Source organism: Clostridium sp. ETTB3, from assembly GCF_053571985.1.
On the sequence record NZ_CP199832.1, the window covers coordinates 2,296,982 to 2,322,009 of the forward strand.

The window sequence follows — 25,028 nt, forward strand, 5'->3', positions numbered from 1 at the left end:
CTTAATAAAAAAATATTGTTTTAACATTAAACATTATATCATCTATATTAAGTATAAAATTCTAAATTAATTTAAAACGCCCACTTTTCAACCTCAACTGTACCACTTCCACTTAATTTTAATTTAGAATCAATTTTATCATTATAAATTCTAGTAGTGAATACTTCTTCTCCCTCATTTAAAAACACTTCTAAAGAAGAATTATCAGAAAATACTCTTAATGATTTAACATTATTAATTTCAACAGCTCTCATATTTCTTCCATACCCTGATTTTCCTAGTTGTAACTTAAATACCCCATTACTAAATGAAAGATTGCAATCTTCTCTTAATTCAATCTTAAATTCATCACACTCTTTAAAATTAAAATTTAATTCAAAAGTATTGCTTTCAAATATATCTAAAATAGCTACCTCATTTAAAGAAATTTCCTTCTTAAAAGAATTTCCTTTTCTTAATACTTCTAATTCAGCAATAGGAATTTGATATATTTTATTATTCTTTAAAACTAATTCTCTAGGAATTGTTAATTGATGTTGCCAGAAGTTATCTATAGTTGGATTTCTATGTTCTATTGCATCAGGAACCCCCATCCACCCTATAACAATTCTTCTTCCTTTAGAATCTTCAAAAGTTTGTGGTGCATAAAAATCAAATCCTCTATCTATTTCAACAAACTCACCAAGATTAAGTTTCTTTTTATCCTCTTCAAAACTTCCTACTGCATATCCACATTGATATACATTATTATATTTATATCCTTCTGCTTCCATCCCTTGTGGTGAAAACATTAGTATATCTTTATTTTCTAACTTAAATATATCTGGACATTCCCACATATATCCCATATCTTCATTTTTCCCTGCTGGTACTGAATGGAATTCCCAATTATAAAGATCAGTTGATTTATATACTAAAATACACCCCTTATCATCAATAGTTCTAGCACCTAAAACCATGTAATAAATCCCATTTTCTTCCCATACCTTTGGATCTCTAACATGTAAGGACATATCTTTTGGGAAATCCGTATTTCTTAAAACTACTTTCTTCTCTGAAAAATTTATTCCATCTTTGCTAGTAACCAATATAACATTTTGTTCTCTTCCAGTTAATATATAATCATGGTCTCCAGCATGTTTTACATTCCCTGTGTAGAAGAAATATATTGTATCATACTTAACAAAAGCTGATCCCGAATATACTCCATCTTTATCTTCATTTATATCTGGATAAAGAGCTACACCTTTATCTTCCCAATTAACTAAATCTTTAGATATTGAATGTCCCCAAAACTTTAATCCTCCCATTGGTGTTAATGGTGAGTATTGATAATAACAGTGATATTCTCCATTAAATTCACATAATCCATTTGGATCATTTATCCATCCAATTGGAGGTATTATATGATATTTACTTCTCCATTTATCATTATTAACTTGCTCTAAATGTTTAGCCATGCACTCTTTTATTTGCTTGTCAAAATCACTTCTCACCATCTTTATCTCCCTTGTGCTAAAGCTAAAACTTCCTCTTTAGTTGGTAATGCACCAATAGCTCCTCTTTTGCATACTGTTAAAGCAGCTGTTGCATTTGAGAAAGTTAATATTTCTTTTATTTTTTCTTCTGATAAATTAACTAAGCTTTCTAAAGTATTGTCATCTTCAGCAACTTGGTATAAAAACGAACCTATAAATGAATCTCCAGCGCCTGTTGTATCTTGAGCTTGAACTCTAAATGATGGTGAAAATACCTTTCTTTCCTTAGTTATAAATTCTGCTCCATTAGTTCCCTTTGTATAAATTATAACTTCAACATCACCTTGTAATAAAAACTCTAAAGCCTTTGGTTCATCTGAAATTCCAGTAATAAATTCTAATTCTTCATCACTTATTTTTACTATATTAGCTAATGGTAAAAATTCTAAAATTGCTTTTCTGCAAGCTTCTGGACTTTCCCATAATGGTAATCTTACATTTGGATCAAAGCTAATTAAACAATTATGTTTTTTGGCAAATTCTATAGCCTTTTTATGAGCTTCTTTAATTGGAGCATCTATTAAGCTAACTGAACAAAAATGTAATATTCCTCCTTCTGTAAAATCTTCTTCTTCAATTTCTGCTGCATTTAATAACATATCTGCACTTGGATTTCTATAAAATGAAAAATCTCTTTCCCCATCTTCCTTTAATGACACAAATGCTAATGCTGTATTTGCTTCTTTAGTTCTTAATACCTTTGAAACATCAACACCTAATGGTGAAACTTCTTCTAATATATGATCTCCAAATCCATCAACACCAAGTTTAGTAAGCATTTGTGCTTTACCACCTAATTTTGCAACTGCTGCTGCAACATTAAGGGGTGCTCCACCTGCAACTCTAAAAAAGTTGCTCACATCCTTTAATGCAACTCCCTTTTCATGTGGAATAAAATCAATTAAAGCTTCTCCTATTGAAATTACCTTTTTCATTTTCTTTTCCTCCTAAAATTCAATTGTGGGAATGTTCCCTTGTGTGCTAAAAAATATATTTCATAATTAATATTAAATTTACATAATTTTATATTTCTAAAAATATTATATCATTTATACTTTTCTAGTCCATATTTTTCTTTATATTAACAAACTTTATTTTACTTTTCATATTTACTTTATTTTTCTATAAAATCATTAATTACTTTATTATATTTTTAAACTTTAATTTTTATTTTTAATCACAATATTATATGTAAAAATGAGGATTCAAATTTGAATCCCCATTTTTTTATTATACTAATTTATAGTTTATTTTATATTATCAAGCATAAACATAAATTGTGATGTATAATTATCAACTTCATCTTCATATACTAAAGTAATTGTATATATATATGAGTCAAAATTTGTAGTATCTATTGTTACAACTCCATTTTCATCTACACAATCCTTTATATCTAAAGTAGTATATTCATGTGTTTTATTATGCTTCACTATTACTGATTTTGGTAATAATTTTTCACCATTTCTATTTATAACATCTAAGTTTACAGTTGCTTTATTATCTTTTGAATAAATACTTCCTGACATTAATCCACCTAAAACATTTGCTTTTAAATCTTTTAATTTTTTAAGATTTTTAAGTGGTGATAAATCTCTTATTTCATTATAGTCTATATCTAATGATTCTAAGTTTATGGCATGTTGTAACCCTTCTAAACTTTCTACTTGTGATACTTTTAGTGAAGTTAGCTTTCTCATTTGTCCAACTGTTATTTCACCTGATATTCCAAGTTCTTTTTGTATACTAGCTTTTAAAAATTCATCTTTTATTTGCACTGTTTCATTTAAATTAATTTCTACTAATGAATCCATAGCTTCTTTTAATTTTTCAATAGCTTTGTCTATTGTTTCTTGATTAGCTGAACTTAAAGCTTCTTTACCAACATTTATTGCATTTTCTAATCTTTCAATAGATTCTTGAGTATAATTATTTAAATTTATATTTTCAGCTTTTGTTAAAACTTCTTCTAATTTAGCTGTATTAAATTTTGCTATATTTCTAAATCTTGCCTCTGCCCAGTCTGCATGATCCCAAGTAATACCATTAGTTGCTGAATCTACTACTAATTTAACTTCATTAGAGTTTCTAACATCTACCATTAAACGTTGTTTTGGTGAATTTGATTTCATAACATCAGTTTCTGCTTTTAATTTACCATCTACATAAACCTTAAATATAACACTTGATGCACTTTGATTTGATACAAATTCATCAAGACCTACCCAAGTATCAAATATATCATATCCTGTTGAATCATATACTATTTCTGAATAAGAATGAGTTCCTATACCCTTTTTAAAAGTATCATAAGTTCCATTTTCATTTAAAAGTTTTATAGGTTGTTGTCTTACTGATTTATCTTTACCTATAGCCCCTGAACCTATTGTTGCTGATTTCCATTCTAAATCAGATACATAAGTTTCTTCATCTGTAATTGCTACTTTTCTTGTAAATTCAGTTGTTAAGTTATCACTGTCTGTTACAGAATATACAACATCAAATATTCCAACTTTTCCTTTTTCATAATCTGTTTTTACATTTATTTTAGAAGTTAAGTTTCCATCTTCATAATCAGTTGCTGTTATTCCTTGAAGTAAATCTACTTCCTCATTTACATTAAATACTGCTAAATCTTTACCTTCTATTACTGGTTTTGAATAATTTTTATATAATTTAGTATCTGCCCAAGATGCAAAATCTCCTACTAAGTTTCCATCTACATCATCAGCAATTAAAGTAAGTTCTTTAACTCCTGTAACATCTAATCTTACATATTCTGCAGGAGTATTTGTTTTTATTACATCAGAAGTATAAACTTCTTTTCCATCAGCAAGTATTCTAAATCTTATTGTTGTACTTCCTAAGTTATAGTTTTTATCTGTTCCCACATATGTTGTAAAATAGTTGTAATTTCCATCTAAATTATATACTATTTTAGCATTTGTTGCAGCACCAATACCTTTATCAAAAGTTTTAACAGTTCCATCTACGTTAAGTTTAATCTTATTAGTTGAGCCAACTGCCATATCTTTAACAACACTTCTCCATCCAGTTGTAGCTGACTCCCAATTCATATCTGATAAATATTTGCTTTGACCATAAACTACTATTGTTCTTTCCTTTGTAGTTATATTTGAATCACTATCAGTTACTGTGTATGTTACTTTGTATGTTCCTACTTTGTTTGGTGAAAATCCACCATCATTTACTACTATATTTGAAGTTATGTTGCCATCTTCTTGATCACTTGCAACTACTCCATCCATTAAATTTAATTCAGTATTTTTCTCAATCATTGTAAATTCTTCAAATGTTAAAGTTGGGAATTTAGCTTTTATTATTTTTTCAGCGTTATCCAATTCAACTTTGAATAATTCATATGCTGGATGATTTTTAACCTCTTCTCTTAAAGCTTCTAATTTTTCTAAAGTATTATAGCTTTGTGCTACTTCTGTTTTGTTTTCATCTGTAAATAAACCAGCCATTTTATCTGCTAATTTATCTTCTTTATAAAATGCCACTTCACCAAAGCTTGCCCATTCTCCACTTGCTTTTACAAATTTAAACTTCACTCTTCTTGCATTTACTTTGCTCATATTAAATTCAACAGTATCGCTTATTGCTCCAGAATATGAGCCTTGTCCTGCTAAATAGAAATCATCTCCTGATTCACTTTCTGATACATATATTTCAAATTCATTAGCAAAACCTTTGTTATTTCCGTCACGTCTTGATGCATATGCCATCTTGCTTATTTCTTGAACTTCACCTAAATCAAATGTTACTTCATTTTTAAATGAACTATTATTTGGAGAGTTTGTCTCCCAATGAGTATTTATTTTTCCATCTATTGCATTGCCTATTACACTGTTTCCGTAATTTCCTGCATTATTTTTTGCAGATACTATAGGTAATTTAAACTCTTCGTTATATCCATCTAAATTTGAGAACTGCCCATACTTAGATTTTGTAACTGTATAATCTTCAGATACTGTAACATATATTTTTTTACTTGTTACATTGTTATCTTTATCAGTTACTTTATATACAACTTCAAATTTTCCTATTTTATCTTTTTCAAAACTATTTGATTCAATTTCAATTTTTGATGTTAAATTTCCATCTTCCACATCAATTGCTTCAACACCTTCTCTTGGATTGAAATCTTGTCCAAGTTTTAAGTTTTTATTTTCTGCTATAATTTTTGGTTTAGCATTATTTGTAGTTAATTTTGGATTAGCTATTAGTCCATGGTCTGCTGTATTTCCATTTTCAGCATCAGAAACTTCAATTACAAGCTCTTTAACACCTGATACAGGAACATTTACATAAGCCATGTTGTCATAATATCTTAAAACATCTGTAGATGCTAAAACTTTACCATCTGCTATTATTTTAAATTTGATACTTGAATTATTATTTGGTTGTATTGATGATTGATCAACTCCAAGTAATGCCTCAAATGTATCATATTCTTTATCTGATAAATCATAAGTTATCTTACCATTAGCATGTATTCCAAAACCTTTTTCAAATGTTTTTACATTTCCATTTACTCTACCTTGTATATTAGAGTTTCTTCTTGGAGTCCCCCATGCTGTTGATACAGATTTCCACTCAAAATCTGATAAATAATCATAGTCACTTACTACTTTTACATTTAATATTTTATTAAAAGTTACATCATTATCTTCTACTGTATATTTAACTTGATAGTTTCCATGCTTAGTAGTATCTACATTACTTTCAAATTTAACTTTTGATGTTATGTCACTTCCTGAGTGAGTAAATCCTTTAACATAATCCATAGCATTAAATTCTTCATTTAAATTTAATGTTATAGTTTCTTGTTGAATACTTATGCTTGGTGTTAATGAATTTATTTGTACTTTATCACCTGTTGATAAATTTTTTGCATAAGGTATTACTTCATAATTTATATTTTCATTTGTATTAGTTGCCTCTGAATCTGTATAAGTTCCAGATGTAGTAAACCCTATCACTTTTCCATCTTTCACTATTTCATAACCAAGTAAGTCATCTTTTGCTTCACTAGCAATACTCATGCTTAGTTTTGTTCCAGAATTTGATTTTGATAATGAAACTTCTAAAGAAGTATCTTTGTTTTCAAATCCATTTCCTTCATAATTCATAGCACTAGTATTTAAATACCATATTTTTTGTCCTACATTTGAATATTTCTCTTTTAATCTATTTTTACATTCATCTGATAATTTAAATCCATATTTGTCAAAATAATTACTTAGATTCATACCTATAACTTCTGATGAATATTCAGCAAATAAATCTTGCTTTTCTTGTGTAGTGCTAGGATTAGGTTTTCTCTTTCTATATAATGCTTCTAACTCTGCCCAATAAGTATTTTTCTTTATTTGTAACTGCCAGAACATCCCTAATTTTTCAGAATAATCTAATTCTTCATACGTTTTTAATGATTTCTCTGGTGCTAAATACTTATATAATTTATCGTATTGTACTCTATCATTTAATCCATTTTTTATATAAGCATTGTTTGCCCACATATTATTAGTAACTTCGGCCCACTCTCTTGCATCTATATCCATTTGGTGTCCGGCTTCATGAAGCATTCCCCAAAGTATACTGTTTATACTACTTTCATCAGTTCTTAATACAATTTCTTGTATATGTCTTTGAATACCTATATGATCAGTATATGCATAAGCTGCTCCATAAGGTTGCATTAACCTTACTGCTGTTCTAACATTTGTAGAATCATTATCTGGATCGCTTGTATCATCTTTTAATCCAGCAAAATCAAATGCTTCTTGGAATTTCTTATTCCAAACATCTACACTTTCTTCAACATCTACGTTTTCATTTACATATACTTGATATGCTGCTTTTGCAGTTCCTGTGTATAATACTCTTTTTGTACTGAATTCATATATATCAACTGTATTTTCAGGATCTTTATCTAGCTTTTCTTTATATTCTTTTAATAATTTTAAGAATTTTTCTTTATCATCTCCTGGTTTGAATGATGGGAAGAATTCTCCACCTTCTATACGTACAACTGGGGCTTTTCCTTGTTGTTCAGGTGTATATTTGTTTATTAAATATACTGCTCCACCCTTTGTAGATTTCATACTCCATGAGTCACTATATATTTCAGGTACTGTTATAACATTCATACCCTTTTGTAATTGATACTCTTGTTTCCAGTAACCAAATCTACCTTCTTGCTGAGTAAATGCAATTTTTGGAAGTGGTGCCCCATCTTCTGCATCAACAAAAACTCTAAATACTTGTCCTGGTTTTGCCACTATACCTGTAGATTGTAAATCTGTACCAAAAGTAGACATTTTTAATTGATTTCTTGCTTTTGCATGTGTATCACCATATTGTGTCAGTGTAAATGTTCTATCTGAATAATCTTTATTACCATTTAAAATTTCTTTTGCTAATTCTATAGCATATGATAATTTATCCTTTAAAGGATGATTGTTAACTTCTTCTTCTAGCTTATTTATTGCTTCTTGATTATTATATTGATCTTTTAATTTTGTCATTGTACCATCTGTAAAAATATTATTTACAGTTTCAGACACTGTATCTTCCTTATAGAACACAAATTCTGATGCACTTGCCCAATCTCTATTAGCTTTTTTAAATACAAACTTTATTTTTTTGAATTCCGTAGGATTAAATTTTATTTCAACAACATCTGTTGTTGAATTTTTATATTCACCAGTAGCTACTAATTCAAAATTATTGCTATCATCTTTAGAACCGTATATTTCAAACTCTTCTGCAAATCCCTTTCCACCTGCATCAGGTCTTGCTGCATAAACAATTCTATTTAAAATAGCTTTTTCTTTTAAACTAATTACAACTTCATTAGTAAAATTTGACTTATTAGGTTGTCCTGTTTCCCAATGAGTTTTAAAGTTTTCATCTATAGCTTTGTCTATAGTGCTATTTACATATCTTCCACCATTATTAGTTATAGATTCAATATTAGAATTATCCATTTTATAAACTTTATTATAACTTTGTAATAATTCACTTCCATGTAAACTGAATTTGCTAACAATAGCTTTTTTTGTTTCATTTTTTTCTGATAATTCATTAGTTTGCACAGTATTGTTTTTAGATAATGTTTCTGCAAACACATTAATAGGTGCTGCTGTCATATTTGCTATTGTAGTAGCTAATATTAATGTTGATAATTTTCTTTTTAACATCTTTTATCCCCCTAAAATAAATAAAAAATTACTTTATTTTAATCAGTAACTAAAATATTTTTATAATTTTTTATTAATCGTTAATATTATTATTATACATATTTCTCTATTTTTCAACAAATTGCTTTAAAGTTTAATTTTTATTAACATTTATCATTCTTTGAGAATTTATACTAATTATTTTTATATATTATAATAAATAATTATTTATAAATTTGATAATACTATAAATAGTCAATTTTGGTAATTAGACCATTACATTTTAATTCTAAAATAAATTTCATATTTTTTTATTTTTATATTTAATCTAATATATTTTACTTAAAAGGGTGATTTTATGTTTCCATTAAATAAAAATAGTAAAACTAAAAATATACTTTCATTAATACTTTATTGTTTTTTAGTAATAGCACTATTTGCACACTTTTTTTATTGCATAGGAAAAGTGCCTCCTAGTCATTATGTTTCTAAAAATAATATTTTAAGTGCTGTTTCAGCTAGTGCTAATATTTTTAATATTAATTCTAATACAACCTTAAATGAAAATATTAGTGTTTATGAAGAAAAGCTTACTAAATTCATTAGCTCAGCTTTTAATGAGCGTAATAATAGTTTTTTAAATGGAAATGTATATAAATTATATAATTATTATGGTACTTCTGATGCTAATGCTAAATATTCATTAGATTATGAATTTAAAAGGATAGCTTATTTAAGGGATTGGTCTTTAGAACGTTCTATAATTTTTACAAGCATTAATTCATTAGTTATTATAAATAAAGTAACTAAAAATAATAATAAAATAATAGTAAATTTAGATGAATATTATAACTTTAATTATATTCATAATAAGCAATTTGCTTCAAATAAGTTTTCATTTACAATTCCACATATTTTAACACTTTATAGTTATACAAATGACTTAGGAGAGGAATGTTTTATTATTGATAAAGATTATTATAGTGATGTATTTAATGATGAATTAAATGATTATAATTTTTATTTAACTGAAACTTCATTACCTTATACAAAAAAAATTAATCCTAATTATAAAGTTTCAGAACAATTTAATAAAAATGATATTATAAGATTTGATAAATCACTATTTACTGATCATAAGGCAATAATATCTGGTTATGATTCAAATGGTTATCCTTTAATAGATAGTAATTCCTTTAATATTTCTAATATGCCTTTTGATTTAGGTTGGAAAGAAAAAAATATAAAATTATCATATTAAAAAAATATTACTGGAAATCAAAATTTCCAGTAATATTTTATTTATAAAAAACTATATTAAATTAAATTATATATTATTAATATCTATTATTTAATTTCATTTGACGCTCTATATCTCTCTTTGCTGCTTTTTCAAGCATTGAATCTCTCTTATCATAGTTTTTCTTACCTTTACAAATTCCAAGAGCTACTTTAACTCTTCCATTTTTAAGATATAAAGATAATGGAACTAATGTATATCCATCTCTTGAAACTAATCCAGCTAATCTTCCTATTTGCTCTTTATGAAGTAATAACTTTCTTTCTCTTAGTGGATCAACATTAAATATATTACCTTGTTCATATGGACTAATGTGCATATTTAAAATAAATATTTCACCATTTCTAACATCAGCATAGCAATCCTTAAGGTTACATTTTCCACCCCTTATAGATTTTACTTCTGTACCAACTAATTCGATTCCCGCCTCCATTGTTTCTTCAACAAAATAATCATGACGAGCTTTTCTATTTTCAGCTAAAGAATTACTATTTTTAACTCTTGCCATTTTCCCACCCACTTTATTAATTATCTTCTTGCTTTGTTCCAAACTCCTTCTTAATTTCTGCAATTATTGATGCTGTTTCTTCACTTGGAACAATTTCCTTTAAATCTTGCTCACTCTCTACAATATCAAAGAAAACTTCTCTATTATCAATATCAACTCTAGAACACTTAACTTTCACTGAATCTCCCAGTCTATAAACCTTTTTATTTCTTTGTCCTAATAACATTAAATGCTGCTCATCATAAATATAATAATCATCATCTAAATCATTAATATGAACAAGACCTTCTACTGTATTAGGCAACTCAACAAATATACCAAATGATGTAACTGAAGATATAATTCCTTCAAATTCTTCACCAATTCTATCCATCATATATTCAGCTTTCTTTAAGTCATCTACTTCTCTTTCTGCTTCTTCTGCTAATCTTTCCATTTCTGATGATTGCTTAGCTGCTATATCTACTATTGGTGTTAATTTAGTTATTCTCTTTTCATCAATTTTACCATTTAAATATTCCTTTATTATTCTATGAATTTGTAAATCAGGATATCTTCTTATTGGAGATGTAAAATGACAATAATAAGTTGCTGCTAATCCAAAGTGACTTGAACATTCTGGAGTATATTTTGCTTTCATCATACTTCTTAATAAAAGTGTACTTACTACAGTTTCTTCTTTTTTTCCTTTTACCTTTTCTAATACTTCTTGAAGAATTCTTGGATGAATGTCTTGAGAAACTTTCATTGTATATCCTAAATTATATATAAATTCTCTAAACTTTTCTAGTTTTTCTTCATCTGGATTTTCATGAACTCTATATACAAAAGGTAAATTAGTCCAAAACATATGCTCTGCTATAGTTTCATTACAAACAAGCATAAATTCTTCAATTATTCTATTTGCTATTTCTCTTTCATATGGCTTTATATCAATAGGTTTACCATTATTATTTAATATTATCTTTGATTCTTCAAAATCAAAATCTATAGCGCCTCTTTTCATTCTCTTTTCTCTAAGAATTAAACAAAGCTCTTCCATTGTTTTAAAATCATCAACAAGATAATCATATTTTTTTATAAGTTCTTCATCATTATCTCTTAATATTTTAGTAACATCAGTATACGTCATTCTTTCAGAAGTTCTTATAACAGTTTCTGCTATTTCATGATCACAAACCTTACCTTTATTATCAATAATCATAAAACAACTTAAAGCTAATCTATCAACTTTAGGGTTAAGAGAACATATTCCATTAGATAACTTTTTAGGAAGCATAGGAATAACTCTATCTATTAGATAAACAGAAGTTGCTCTTTTTAATGCTTCTTTATCTAAAGGATTCTTTTCTTTAACATAATGTGAAACATCAGCAATATGAACACCTAATTTATATTTTCCATTTTCTAATTTTTCAATAGATACAGCATCATCAAGGTCCTTTGCATCTTCTCCATCTATTGTAACCATTCTAATATTTCTAATGTCTTTTCTTCTCTTAATTTCCTTTTCATCTATTTCTTCAGGTATTCCCTCTGCATATGCTAATACCTTAGCTGGAAATTCTTCTGGAAGACCATGTTTTTTAATTATTGTTAAAATATCTAATCCTTTTTCGCCCTTTTTTCCTAATACTTCTTTAATTGCACCTTCTGGACTTCTTCTCTTATCTGGCCATTTAGTTACTTCTGCAATAACTATATCCCCATGATTTGCCCCATTTTTATCTTTCTTAGAAATAAAAATATCTTGATTTAATCTAGTATCTTCAGGAACCACAAATCCAAAATTTCTACTATCTTCATAAACACCAATTATTTTAGTATTAGCTCTTTCAAGAATTTCTATTACTTCTCCTTCTCTCTTTTTACCATTAACATCATCTCTAGTTATTTGAACAAGAACTCTATCATTATTCATTGCACCATTAATAAATGAGCTTGGTATAAAGACATCTCTTTCCCCATCTTCTTCAGGAATTAAAAATCCAAATCCCTTTTTATGTGATTGAATTCTTCCCTTTATTAATCCTAATCTTTCTGGCACAGCAAATTTATCTTTATTTGTTCTAACTATAGACCCTTCTAATTCCATTATTTTTAATGTCTTTTTAAAAACCTTATATTCATCTGGACTAATATCAAAAACTGAAACTAATTCTTGAATATCCATAGGTCTATATGCTTCTTCTTTCATGAAGCTAAGTAGGGTTTCCTTTATTCCCATGTAATTTCCTCCATTAACATATAATTTTCTCCATTTTTTTCTTATACACACTATTTATTATACTACCACATGTTTGATTTTTTATTCAATATAAGGCTTACTAAATCTCGCTTATTATACTTTATTCAATTACTTTTGTTTTAACTACCAAGACTTAATTTATATTTATTTCTAAATTTTTTACTTATTTAAATTAGATTTTATTTTCTAAAAATATTATAGATACTATATTTATAGGGTATCCTAACTTAAAGTAAATTAATAAAGGGAATGTACCACTAATATAGATACACTCCCTAAATATCTTAAATTAAGTTTAAAGCTATTGTGTTAATAGCAAATAAAAGCATTGAAACTATAGTAACCTTAGCTAACATAGCCTCTTTTGTCTTTGATTTATTTTTCGTAAAAAAAGTTTCACTTTTACTACCTTGAATTAATCCACTTAAAGCATCAGCTTTACTTTTTTGCATTAATATTGAACCAACAACTATTAACCCTAAAATTGCTTCTAAAACAAATAAAAAAGTTTTCATGGCTATTACCTCCCATATTATACTTTCGTGCATATTTATATAACTTTATCATAACATAATATATAATACTTATCAAGAATATTTACAAATACCACCAAGTGAACTACTCTTCCATTATAGAAGTGGGAGCTTTTTGGTCAATATTCTTAGTGGAATGAGTTTACCCAAGCTTACAAGTTCGTTTCAACCTCATTATTACTAATAGCCTATACTATCAATTTTTCTAAGTTTTTACTTGCATTATTTAATTCATTTAAATACATGATACTGCTCTATGATACTAAAAATCCCATTATATTTACTTCTACTGGTTTATCTTCATTAATTACTCTTATTTCTATATCATGATTTTTATTTAATGAATTTTTACCTAAAACTTCAATTACTGATATATTTATTTTTTATTCTTTTAAATTAAAGAAAGCTTTCTTTCCTCTATATTCTGCTACATCCTGAACCTCCCACGACTAAAGTCACAGGGTTCTTGGTCGATAGCACTAGTGTGCTAAGCATAACCAAGCTATCCCCGTAGTTCCTACGGTTCTTATATATATTATCTATTTATATAGTCATATTTCTTAATCCTTCATTCAATATGTTAATCGCTGCATTTATATCTCTATTGTGATTAGCACCACATTCTGGACAAATCCATTCTCTAATACTCAAATCTTTTACTTCTTCATTTTTACATCCACATTTACTACACAATTGTGAACTTGCAAAGAATTTATCTACTTTAATTACTTTTCTACCATACCAGTTAGACTTATATTCTAATTGCCTTGTAAATTCTGACCATGATACATCTGATATTGATTGAGCAAGTTTTTTATTTTTAATCATATTCTTTACTTGCAAGTTTTCAATACAAATAATATCATTTTCCCTTATTAATTTAGTAGATACCTTTTGCAAAAAATCTTTTCTTTGATTAGATATACGTTCTTGAAGCCTTGCCACTTTTAACCTCGCTTTATTTCTATTTGAACTACCTTTTGATTTTCGAGATAATTCTCTTTGCAATTTAGCAAGTTTATTTACTGACTTTTTCAAACATTTTGGATTTTCAATGATTTCTCCATTGCTAATAATACAAAATTCTTACCATACTATATGGTATTGTATAGAATATACATATCCTCTACCATAAGTTACTTCCATTTTTATCATCTATAATTATATTAACATATGTATTGAATATAATTAATTATTTTCAAGGATTAATATTATATTTTTAAATAACATATGTAAGAACCGTAAGTTCTTAACTTTAATCGTTTTTGAGGTTGTCGTTCACATAGAAACGCTACTTTCTATGCAGTTCTCTTATGAACTTCTTATATTTTCATATAAGCACAGACTATATCTTATCCTACAGCATTATCTGTTTAGGTCTACCCACTTCCATTACCAATAGCTTGTAATGTACTCCCCTCAGGAGGGATAGTCGTTGAAGTTTCCTCTATTCGAGGCTTACCTGCTGATTATCGATTCTATAAACACTTAGGATTTAACCTTATGCCATCTAACTAATTTTTTCTACTTTCGTAACCTTCACGCCTAACCTTGTTTCATGTTTACGTTGTGGTTTAGTTAGCTTTACGAGTTTCCAGCAATTCAAGTAGTATTGGATAGGTATCACCCTATCTCTACATATAGATTTCTCTATATGCTGACTATTTTGGCTACTAACTCATGACTAAAGTCGCGAGTGTGCGTAGCCATTCTAATCAAGTTCTTCAGAAATTCTAATTAATTGATTATATTTAGCAACTCTTTCTGATCTTGCAGGTGCCCCTGTTTTAATTTGACCAGCATTAACAGCTACAACTAAATCAGCTATAGTAGTATCTTCTGTTTCTCCACTTCTATGAGAAATAACTGCAGTATAACCTGCTCTATTAGCCATTTCTATAGCATTTAATGTTTCTGTTAAAGTACCAATTTGATTTAATTTAATTAAAATTGAGTTACCAACACCTTTTTTAATACCTTCTTCTAATCTTTGAGTGTTAGTAACAAATAAATCATCACCAACTAATTGAACTTTCTTTCCTAATCTATCAGTTAGAAGCTTCCATCCTTCCCAATCCTCTTCAGCCATTCCATCTTCAATAGAAATAATAGGATATTTATTTACCCAATCTTCAAAAAAATCAACCATTTCTGATGCTGTTAATGTCTTTCCTTCATGTTCTAATACATACTTACCATCTTTGTAATATTCAGATGAAGCAGCATCTATAGCTATAAATATATCTTTACCTGGTTCATATCCAGCTTTAGTTATAGCTTCTAATATGATTTCTATAGCTTCTTCATTTGATTTTAAGTTAGGAGCAAATCCACCTTCATCACCAACACCAGTTGAGTAATTTTTTTCATTTAAAGTTTTCTTTAATGCATGATAAACTTCTGCACAAGCTTGAACAGCCTTATCAAAGTTATCAAAACCCACTGGCATAACCATAAATTCTTGAAGATCAACTGAGTTATCTGCATGTGATCCACCATTAATAATATTCATCATTGGAACTGGAAGCACTTTTGCATTTACTCCTCCAACATATTGATATAAAGGTAATCCTAAATAATTAGCTGCTGCTTGTGCTACTGCTAATGAAACACCTAAAATAGCATTAGCTCCTAATTTTCCTTTATTATTGCTTCCATCCAGCTCTATTAACATTTTCTGAACCTCCCACGACTAAAGTCGCAGGGTTCTTGGTCGATAGCACTAGTGTGCTAAGCATAACCAAGCTATCCCCGTAGTTCCTACGGTTCTTATATATATTATCTATTTATATAGTCATATTTCTTAATCCTTCATTCAATATGTTAATCGCTGCATTTATATCTCTATTGTGATTAGCACCACATTCTGGACAAATCCATTCTCTAATACTCAAATCTTTTACTTCTTCATTTTTATATCCACATTTACTACACAATTGTGAACTTGCAAAGAATTTATCTACTTTAATTACTTTTCTACCATACCAGTTAGACTTATATTCTAATTGCCTTGTAAATTCTAACCATGATACATCTGATATTGATTGAGCAAGTTTTTTATTTTTAATCATATTCTTTACTTGCAAATTTTCAATATTTTTTGATTTTGTATATATGCTTTTACCTGTTCTTCTGTATTTTCTGATACAGTAGCAACAAAATAGCTAGGGTTCCAAAGATGTCCTCCCCATAACTTCTTTTTCAAATCATCTCCGTATTCTTTCATTAACAATCTTGCCGATACACCTTTTAAGGCTTTTATCATATCTGGTATGTAATTTTGCGGAGAACAATTTATTAAAAGATGTATATGGTCTTTATCTCCATTGCACTCTAGTATCTGAAATTTATTATCTTCTGCAATTTTATACAAAATCTCAAATAATCTTTTTTCAACTTCATTTGTTAATATTGGATGTCTATATTTTACACACCATACTATATGGTATTGTATAGAATATACATACCCTCTACCATAAGTTACTTCCATTTTTATCACCTATAATTATATTAACATATGTATTGAATATAATTAATTATTTTCAAGGATTAATATTATATTTTTAAATAACATATGTAAGAACCGTAAGTTCTTAACTTTAATCGTTTTTGAGGTTGTCGTTCACATAGAAACGCTACTTTCTATGCAGTTCTCTTATGAACTTCTTATATTTTCATATAAGCACAGACTATATCTTATCCTACAGCATTATCTGTTTAGGTCTACCCACTTCCATTACCAATAGCTTGTAATGTACTCCCCTCAGGAGGGATAGTCGTTGAAGTTTCCTCTATTCGAGGCTTACCTGCTGATTATCGATTCTATAAACACTTAGGATTTAACCTTATGTCATCTAACTAATTTTTTCTACTTTCGTAACCTTCACGCCTAACCTTGTTTCATGTTTACGTTGTGGTTTAGTTAGCTTTACAAGTTTCCAGCAATTCAAGTAGTATTGGATAGGTATCACCCTATCTCTACATATAGATTTCTCTATATGCTGACTATTTTGGCTACTAACTCATGACTAAAGTCGCGAGTGTGCGTAGCCATTCTAATCAATATATGTTTGATCAAAAACATTACAACCTATTAGTTCTTCAGCTATTGTATCATTTACATTTTCAACAGCCTTTAAGACACCTTTTCCCATGTAATAATCTTTTTTTCCATCTCTTAATTCAACTGCTTCATAAATCCCAGTTGATGCTCCTGATGGAACTGCTGCTCTACCCATTGTTCCATCTTCTAGATAAACTTCAACTTCAACTGTTGGAAAACATCTTGAATCTAATATTTGTCTTGCAACAACATCTACAATTTCAACAAAATTTTTCATTCTTACTCCTCCTTATTTTTAGAAATAAATGAAATTTTTATTTGTTCCTAAAATATCTACTTATTTATTTTTTACATTGAAAATAAATAATATTCATTAAATTATAATTATATATTTATATATTTTTATATTTTCATCATAAAATTAGGGAAGCTATACTAACTTCCCTTAAATTATAAATTTAATAATCATTTAAATAATATAATTTTATTTTTTTTTCCCATTCCTCAGCTTTTCTTCTATCTATTATATAAATTCCCCTTAAAAACTCTTCTAATATATCTTTTCCATCAAGACCTTTCATTAAATGTCTTGGATAGTCAACTTTTCTTTTGTAGCATTGTTTTGGGTCTATCACTTTTACTCTTTCATCTTTATTTACATATATATCTCTACACCTAGCATCAAGTTTTGTAAATTTTAAGTATTTAAATTCTTTTATCAATATATATATGTTATAAATTAATTGTTGACTTAATCCATTTTCCTCAATATAATTATCTAACCTTTTACCATGTACCATTTCTCTTAATATATAAAAGTCTCCATTTTTATATATGTTAGGAAAATACTTTGATTTTTTAACTTTGTATAATATTTCAGCCTCACTTTTACAAACCTTTTTATTCGTAAATATTTTTATTGCTTTATTTCCTGGTACCTCATAAACAATTCCATTATGACCTTCCCCTAATAACTTAGCATCTTTAAATAGACTTTCTACTTCTTTATCAAAGTCTGCTGAATATGCATATGTCCTAGCCATTATAACCTACCTTAATTAATATTTGTATTATTATATTAATAACTATATGTATTTATAACACCCATTGTTCTATCTAAAAATCCTTGCCATCCTAAAATATTTAATTTTTTAGTAATTCTTATCTTAAATATTTCATGTGATATATATTGTAATTTACAAGCAGTATGCCCCTTACTATCTCTTACTTATAAGCACGATTCTCTAAAATCACCTATGCCATGTGTTGAGTATTCCATTGGGAAACTATCATAAATAATTAACGTTTTTATCTAATATCTTTTTACCAAAGTAAACATGTCTAACAAATTGTTCTTCATCTACTATTGCAATAATATAAGATGTATCCTTTGAATCTAATTTAAATACTTTATTTATCTATTTTCTCCTAAAAATAATGCTGCTAAAACTCCTGGGCCTGCATGGGCTCCTACAACATTTCCAATATAATTAATTACTATATTTTTAAATTTAACTTCTTCTAATATCATATTTTTTAATGTTTCTGCTTCCTCTAAGCAATCTCCATGACATATATATAATGTCTCATTTTCAGTATTTATAGCTCTTTCCTTTACTTCATTAACCAAAAACCTTAAAGCTTTTTTCTTTCCTTTAATCTTTTCACCTTGAACTAATTTACCATCATCATCAATATATAAAGTGGGTTTTATATTTAATAATCCTCCAATAGTTGCTATTGTACTTGAAATACGTCCTCCCCTTTTTAAATGATTTAAATCATCTATTAATATAGAATGAACTACTTTTCTTTTATTCTCTTCTAACCAATTAACAATTTCCTCTGCATTTAACCCATTATTTCTCATATCACATGCCTTTTCCACTAAAAACCCTTGACCTACAGACACGCTTAATGAATCTACTAAATAAATCTTTGCATCAAGATATTCCTCAATTAAATTATTTTTTGCTATATTGGCACTATTAAATGTACCACTTAAATTTGATGATAATGATATATATATAATTGAATCACCATTCTTTATATGCTTTATAAATTCTTCTTCAAAATCATATGAATTTATTTGTGATGTTGTAGGTGTTGCACCTTTTCTCATTTCAGTATAAAACTCTTTATAAGTTAATGTTTTTCCTAAATCATCTTTTATTAATTTCCCATTTAAATTTAATATTAATGATACTAACCCTATATTTTCTGATTCTATATATTCTTTTGTTAAGTCACATGCTGAATCTGTTATTATCTTAATTCCCATAATTTTTATCCTCATTTAATTTTTAATTATTTTATTTATTCCTTAATGAAATTATATATTTATTTATTATTATTGTCAAATATTTTGATTATCAAATTTTATGATAAAAATATATAAATTAAGCTAAATTTATTTATATTGCCATAAATATTTAAAACTATTGAGTTTCTTCTGCTTTACAACTTTAAAAAATTTTATGCTTTCTAACATATAAAAAGAAGAGGGGATATCCCCTCTCCTTAAAACTATTTTATTAAAGATTCACCTGTCATTTCAGCAGGAACATCTAATCCCATAACTGTTAACATTGTTGGTGCTATGTCAGCTAACTTACCATCTTTTAAAGATTTACCATCTGTATGATTAGATACCCATACAAATGGAACTGGATCAGTTGTATGTGCTGTAAATGGATTTCCAGTTTCAGCATCTATCATAGTTTCAGCATTTCCGTGGTCAGCAGTTATAAATACTGTTCCATCTAACTCTAAAACTTTATCAACAACTCTTCCTAAGCAAGTATCTACAGCCTCAACAGCAGCCTTAGCAGCTTCCATTACTCCTGTATGTCCAACCATATCTGGATTAGCATAGTTTAATATAATCATATCATATTTATCTGAATCTAATCTCTTTATTAATTCATCTGTTAATTCTGGTGCACTCATTTCTGGCTTTAAGTCATAAGTTGCAACCTTTGGAGATGCAATAAGAGCTCTATCTTCACCTTCGTTTTCTTTTTCAACACCACCGTTGAAGAAGAATGTAACGTGAGCATATTTTTCTGTTTCTGCTATTCTTAATTGATTTAATCCCTTAGAAGCAACATATTCACCTAAAGTATTAGTTATAGCTTCTGGTCTGTAAGCAACTTCAACACCTTCTAAAGTTTTATCGTATTGAGTCATTGTTACAAATACTAAATCTAAAGTTTCTCTCTCAAATCCTGTAAATTCTTTATCATTTATAGCTCTAGTTATTTCTCTAGCTCTATCAGGTCTAAAATTAAAGAATACTACTGAATCTCCATTTTTAATAGTTCCTGTTGGAGCTCCATTTTCTTCTATAACACATGGAATTACGAATTCATCTGATTTATTATCAGCATAAGATTTTTCAATACCTTCAACAGCAGATGTAGCAGTTTCACCTTTTCCAAGTACCATTGCATCATATGCTAATTGTACTCTTTCCCATCTGTTATCTCTATCCATTGCATAGTATCTTCCTGAAATAGTAGCAATTTTACCTACTCCAAGTTCAGCCATGTAATTTTCTAATTCAACAACGAAGTCTTTTCCTGAACCAGGGGCAACATCTCTACCATCCATAAAGCAGTGAACATATACATTTTTAACTTCTTGTTCTTTAGCTAATTTTAATAATCCTTTTAAATGATCTATATGTGAGTGAACTCCACCATTAGATAATAATCCCATTAAGTGTAATGCACTATTATCATTTTTAGCATTTTCCATAGCTTTTAATAATGCTTCATTTTTAAAGAATCCACCTTCATTTATTTCTTTAGTTATTCTTGTTAATTCTTGATATATAATTCTTCCTGCTCCAATATTTAAATGACCAACTTCTGAGTTACCCATTTGCCCATCTGGTAATCCAACAAACATACCACTTGCTTGTAATTGTGAGTGAGGATAGTTTGCAACTAATTTATCATAATTTGGTTTATTTGCAGCAGCAACTGCATTTCCATCTCCTGCTGGAGCTATTCCAAATCCATCTAATATCATTAACATTACAGGTTTCTTTGCCATAATTCCCTCCAAATATATATATACTTTTTAGTTTCAAAAAAATTATACCTCTGTGAGTTTCATTATATAATTAAAGACAATTGAACCTCACTTGTCCTTAGTACCTTTAATTGAACCATGTTTATTATACTATAATTATTATAGCTAAACAATATAGTTAATTTCTTGTAAACGTTTGTCTAAAAAATTTTCTGATAATTTATTTTTTGCTAAATAACCCAAAAATATTTAATTGTTTTAAATTGAAAAGTTTACTAAAAAGCAAAAAAAGAAATCCCTAGCAGAGGATTTCTTTTATTAATTTTAGTAGTTTACGATTTGAGCAAAGTCAGTAGCAACTAAACTAGCTCCACCAACTAAAGCACCATCGATATCAGATTGAGCCATTTGAGCTTTTATAGTTCCTGGCTTAACTGATCCACCGTATTGAATTCTTATCTTGTCAGCAACTTCTTTACCAAACATTTCAGCTAAGATGTTTCTAATTGCTTTTATTGTTTCGTTAGCTTGCTCATCAGTAGCAGTCTTACCAGTTCCGATAGCCCAAATTGGTTCGTAAGCTATAACAACTTTTTCTGCTAATTCTGGTGATAAACCTTCTAAATCAGCTTTGATTTGAGCTCCAACAACTTCATTAGTTGTTCCATTTTCTCTTTGCTCTAAAGTTTCTCCACAGCAAAGGATTGGAGTTAAATTATGAGCAAATGCAGCTTTAACTTTTTTGTTTAAAGCTTCATCAGTTTCATTGAAGTATTCTCTTCTTTCACTGTGTCCTAAAACAACATAGCTAACTCCCATAGCTTCTAACATTCCTGGAGCAACTTCACCAGTGAAAGCTCCCTTTTCTTCAAAGTGCATGTTTTGAGCTGCAACTTTAATGTTTGATCCTTCAACTGCCTTTAATACAGCATCTAAGCAAACAAAAGTAGGACAAACTACTACATCACAAGTAGCATCCTTTACTAATGGCTTTAATTCATTTATAACTTTAACAGCTTCTTCTGGAGTATAGTGCATTTTCCAGTTTCCAGCAATAATAGCCTTTCTCATTTAATTCACCTCTAATAAAATTTTTTTAAAAGTTTTTAGTAACAAGTTTACAGTTACAAATGACAAGTTAAGGTAGAAACTCCTAATGAAGCTTCTAAAAATATATTTTTCTAAAATTCAGCCTAAGCTGAATTTTTTCCTCAACTTGCCACTTATCACTTGCCACTCTTAAATATTTCTACTTGTCGTTTAAAGCAGCAATTCCTGGTAATGTTTTACCTTCTAAGAATTCTAAAGAAGCTCCACCACCTGTAGAAATGTGAGTCATCTTATCTCCAAATCCTAAGATATTAACAGCAGCAGCTGAGTCTCCTCCACCGATAACTGTTGTAGCATCTGCATCTGCCATAGCTTTAGCAACAGCAATTGTTCCTTTGTTGAAGTTTTCGAATTCGAATACTCCCATTGGTCCGTTCCAGATAACTGTCTTAGCATCTTTTATTGCTTCAGCATATAAAGCTTCTGTCTTAGGTCCGATATCTAATCCCATATATCCAGCTGGAATATTTTGATCTTCAGTAACCTTAGCTTCAACATCCTTGAATCCATCAGCAATTCTGTGATCTACTGGTAATAAGAATTTAACACCTTTAGCTTCAGCTTTAGCTATCATTTCCTTAGCGTAATCCATTCTATCATCTTCACATAAAGAAGTTCCGATTTCATATCCTTGAGCTTTTAAGAATGTATAAGCCATTCCTCCACCAATGATAATTGTATCAACTTTTTCTAATAAGTTGTTGATAACAGCTATTTTATCAGAAACCTTAGATCCACCTAATATAGCAACGAAAGGTCTAACTGGGTTATTTACAGCTTCTCCTAAGAACTTTAATTCTTTTTGAATTAAGTATCCGCATACAGCTGTATCAACGTAGTTAGTTACTCCTACAGTTGATGAGTGAGCTCTGTGAGCTGTTCCAAATGCATCGTTAACATAAATGTCACATAAAGAAGCTAATTCCTTAGATAATTCTTCTCCGTTCTTAGTTTCTTCTTTTCTGCATCTAGTGTTTTCTAATAATACAACATCTCCGTCTTTCATATCAGCAACAGCTTTTCTAGCGTTTTCTCCAACAACTTCTTCGTCTCTAGCGAAAACAACTTCTTTACCTAACATTTCGCTTAATCTTACAGCAACTGGTGCTAAGCTCTTAGATGCATCTTTTCCTAAGTGTGAGCAAAGTATAACTTTAGCTCCATTTTCAATTAAGTATTTGATTGTTGGAAGAGCTCCTACTAATCTATTTTCATCAGTTATAACTCCATCTTTTAATGGTACGTTAAAGTCACATCTTACTAAAACTCTTTTACCTTTAACTTGAACATCTTCAATTGTCTTTTTATTAAAGCTCATTCTTTTCACCTCATAAATTTTTATAGTTTTATCTATAATTTTAAAATAGGCCCGGTCTTATAAGTATGCCTTAGAGACCGGACCCTGTTTAGGATCTTATAAGAGTGCTTTTATAAGCATCTAAATCCATATATAATTATCTATTAAAATTAAGCTAATTCAGCGAAGTATTTAATAGTTCTAACCATTTGGCTAGTGTATGAGTTTTCGTTGTCATACCATGAAACAACTTGAACTTGGTATAATCCTTCTCCGATTTCAGATACCATAGTTTGAGTTGCATCAAATAATGAACCGTACTTGATTCCGATGATGTCTGAAGAAACTAATTCTTCTTCAGTGTAACCGAATGATTCGTTAGAAGCAGCTTTCATAGCAGCGTTGATTCCTTCTACAGTTACATTTTCACCCTTAACTACAGCAACTAAGATTGTGCTTGATCCAGTTGGAACTGGTACTCTTTGTGCAGAACCGATTAATTTTCCGTTTAATTCTGGGATAACTAATCCGATAGCTTTAGCAGCTCCAGTTGAGTTAGGAACTATGTTAACAGCTCCAGCTCTAGCTCTTCTTAAATCACCTTTTCTTTGAGGACCGTCTAAGATCATTTGGTCTCCAGTGTAAGCGTGGATTGTAGACATTATACCAGATTGGATTGTAGCATAGTCATTTAATGCTTTAGCCATTGGAGCTAAGCAGTTTGTAGTACAAGATGCAGCTGAAATTATGTTATCTTCAGCAGTTAAGATATCTTGGTTTACGTTGAATACAACTGTTGGAAGGTCGTTTCCAGCTGGAGCTGATATAACAACTTTCTTAGCACCTGCTTCAATGTGAGCTTGAGACTTAGCTTTTGATACGTAGAATCCAGTACATTCTAATACTACGTCAACATCTAATTCACCCCATGGTAATTTAGAAGCATCAGCTTCAGCATATATTCTGATTTCTTTTCCATCTACAGTGATTGAGTTTTCACCAGCAGTAACTGTATCACCTAAAGCGTATCTTCCTTGTGCTGAATCATATTTTAATAAGTGAGCTAACATTTTTGGGCTTGTTAAATCGTTGATAGCAACTACTTCGTACCCTTCAGCTCCAAACATTTGTCTAAATGCAAGACGTCCTATACGTCCAAAACCATTAATTGCAACTCTTACCATT

Annotated in this window: 15 protein-coding genes and 3 pseudogenes; 1 reads left to right on the forward strand and 17 read right to left on the reverse strand. The window is 28.8% G+C overall.

Translation table 11 applies throughout. The annotated features are described in order from the left end of the window. Positions 1-71: 71 nt before the first annotated feature. The 3 genes from ACUN06_RS11145 to ACUN06_RS11155 all read right to left on the reverse strand — a co-directional run bounded on the left by ACUN06_RS11145 (position 72) and on the right by ACUN06_RS11155 (position 8,767). Positions 72-1,499 (reverse strand): glycoside hydrolase family 32 protein, encoded by a 1,428-nt coding sequence (locus ACUN06_RS11145; protein ID WP_449389809.1) that lies wholly within the window; start codon positions 1,497-1,499, stop codon positions 72-74. A gap of 2 nt (positions 1,500-1,501) precedes the next feature. Continuing rightward, positions 1,502-2,473 carry a carbohydrate kinase family protein gene (locus tag ACUN06_RS11150; protein WP_294126893.1) on the reverse strand — a complete coding sequence of 324 codons (972 nt, stop codon included), beginning with the start codon at positions 2,471-2,473 and terminating at the stop codon, positions 1,502-1,504. Positions 2,474-2,785: 312 nt separating this feature from the next. Then, positions 2,786-8,767 (reverse strand): NPCBM/NEW2 domain-containing protein, encoded by a 5,982-nt coding sequence (locus ACUN06_RS11155; RefSeq protein WP_449389810.1) that lies wholly within the window; start codon positions 8,765-8,767, stop codon positions 2,786-2,788. Between the two features lie 337 nt (positions 8,768-9,104). On the opposite strand from ACUN06_RS11155, the gene ACUN06_RS11160 reads away from it, so the two are divergent. Next, the gene (locus ACUN06_RS11160; RefSeq protein WP_294383198.1) at positions 9,105-10,007 is read left to right on the forward strand and encodes an amidase domain-containing protein; all 903 of its coding nucleotides are present in this window, start codon (positions 9,105-9,107) and stop codon (positions 10,005-10,007) included. A gap of 76 nt (positions 10,008-10,083) precedes the next feature. Here ACUN06_RS11160 and smpB read toward each other — a convergent pair whose 3' ends face one another. From smpB to gap, 14 genes and pseudogenes are all read right to left on the reverse strand, one after another. Continuing rightward, a complete protein-coding gene (gene smpB / locus ACUN06_RS11165) occupies positions 10,084-10,554 on the reverse strand; it encodes an SsrA-binding protein SmpB (RefSeq protein WP_291734619.1) in 471 nt (156 codons plus the stop codon). A gap of 16 nt (positions 10,555-10,570) precedes the next feature. Further along, positions 10,571-12,781: a ribonuclease R gene (gene rnr / locus ACUN06_RS11170; protein WP_449389811.1), complete on the reverse strand. Its 2,211-nt coding sequence runs from the start codon at positions 12,779-12,781 to the stop codon at positions 10,571-10,573. A gap of 305 nt (positions 12,782-13,086) precedes the next feature. Next, on the reverse strand, positions 13,087-13,317 hold the full coding sequence (gene secG / locus ACUN06_RS11175; protein WP_291734615.1) for a preprotein translocase subunit SecG: 231 nt from the start codon (positions 13,315-13,317) through the stop codon (positions 13,087-13,089). Between the two features lie 561 nt (positions 13,318-13,878). Next, positions 13,879-14,412 (reverse strand): RNA-guided endonuclease TnpB family protein, encoded by a 534-nt coding sequence (locus ACUN06_RS11180; protein ID WP_449390274.1) that lies wholly within the window; start codon positions 14,410-14,412, stop codon positions 13,879-13,881. A gap of 634 nt (positions 14,413-15,046) precedes the next feature. Beyond that, positions 15,047-16,018: pseudogene (gene eno / locus ACUN06_RS11185) on the reverse strand (phosphopyruvate hydratase); the annotation flags it as partial. Between the two features lie 103 nt (positions 16,019-16,121). Further along, positions 16,122-16,430, reverse strand: a pseudogene (locus ACUN06_RS11190) (RNA-guided endonuclease TnpB family protein); the annotation flags it as partial. Further along, positions 16,412-16,825, reverse strand: a complete 414-nt coding sequence (gene tnpA, locus ACUN06_RS11195; RefSeq protein ID WP_449389812.1) for an IS200/IS605 family transposase — start codon at positions 16,823-16,825, stop codon at positions 16,412-16,414. The gene tnpA and the pseudogene ACUN06_RS11190, both read right to left, overlap by 19 nt. A gap of 568 nt (positions 16,826-17,393) precedes the next feature. Then, positions 17,394-17,675: pseudogene (eno, locus tag ACUN06_RS11200) on the reverse strand (phosphopyruvate hydratase); the annotation flags it as partial. 181 nt (positions 17,676-17,856) lie between these two features. After that, positions 17,857-18,441, reverse strand: a complete 585-nt coding sequence (locus ACUN06_RS11205; protein ID WP_294368970.1) for a protein kinase family protein — start codon at positions 18,439-18,441, stop codon at positions 17,857-17,859. Positions 18,442-18,812: 371 nt separating this feature from the next. Then, a complete protein-coding gene (locus ACUN06_RS11210; RefSeq protein ID WP_449389813.1) occupies positions 18,813-19,679 on the reverse strand; it encodes a DegV family protein in 867 nt (288 codons plus the stop codon). Between the two features lie 245 nt (positions 19,680-19,924). Then, complete coding sequence (gene gpmI / locus ACUN06_RS11215) at positions 19,925-21,457, reverse strand: 2,3-bisphosphoglycerate-independent phosphoglycerate mutase (RefSeq protein ID WP_291732996.1); 1,533 nt, start codon at positions 21,455-21,457, stop codon at positions 19,925-19,927. 303 nt (positions 21,458-21,760) lie between these two features. Further along, positions 21,761-22,507 carry a triose-phosphate isomerase gene (gene tpiA / locus ACUN06_RS11220; protein WP_291732993.1) on the reverse strand — a complete coding sequence of 249 codons (747 nt, stop codon included), beginning with the start codon at positions 22,505-22,507 and terminating at the stop codon, positions 21,761-21,763. A gap of 178 nt (positions 22,508-22,685) precedes the next feature. Then, the gene (locus ACUN06_RS11225; protein WP_294125388.1) at positions 22,686-23,864 is read right to left on the reverse strand and encodes a phosphoglycerate kinase; all 1,179 of its coding nucleotides are present in this window, start codon (positions 23,862-23,864) and stop codon (positions 22,686-22,688) included. Between the two features lie 149 nt (positions 23,865-24,013). Further along, positions 24,014-25,027 carry a type I glyceraldehyde-3-phosphate dehydrogenase gene (gap, locus tag ACUN06_RS11230; RefSeq protein WP_291732989.1) on the reverse strand — a complete coding sequence of 338 codons (1,014 nt, stop codon included), beginning with the start codon at positions 25,025-25,027 and terminating at the stop codon, positions 24,014-24,016. Position 25,028: the final 1 nt, after the last annotated feature.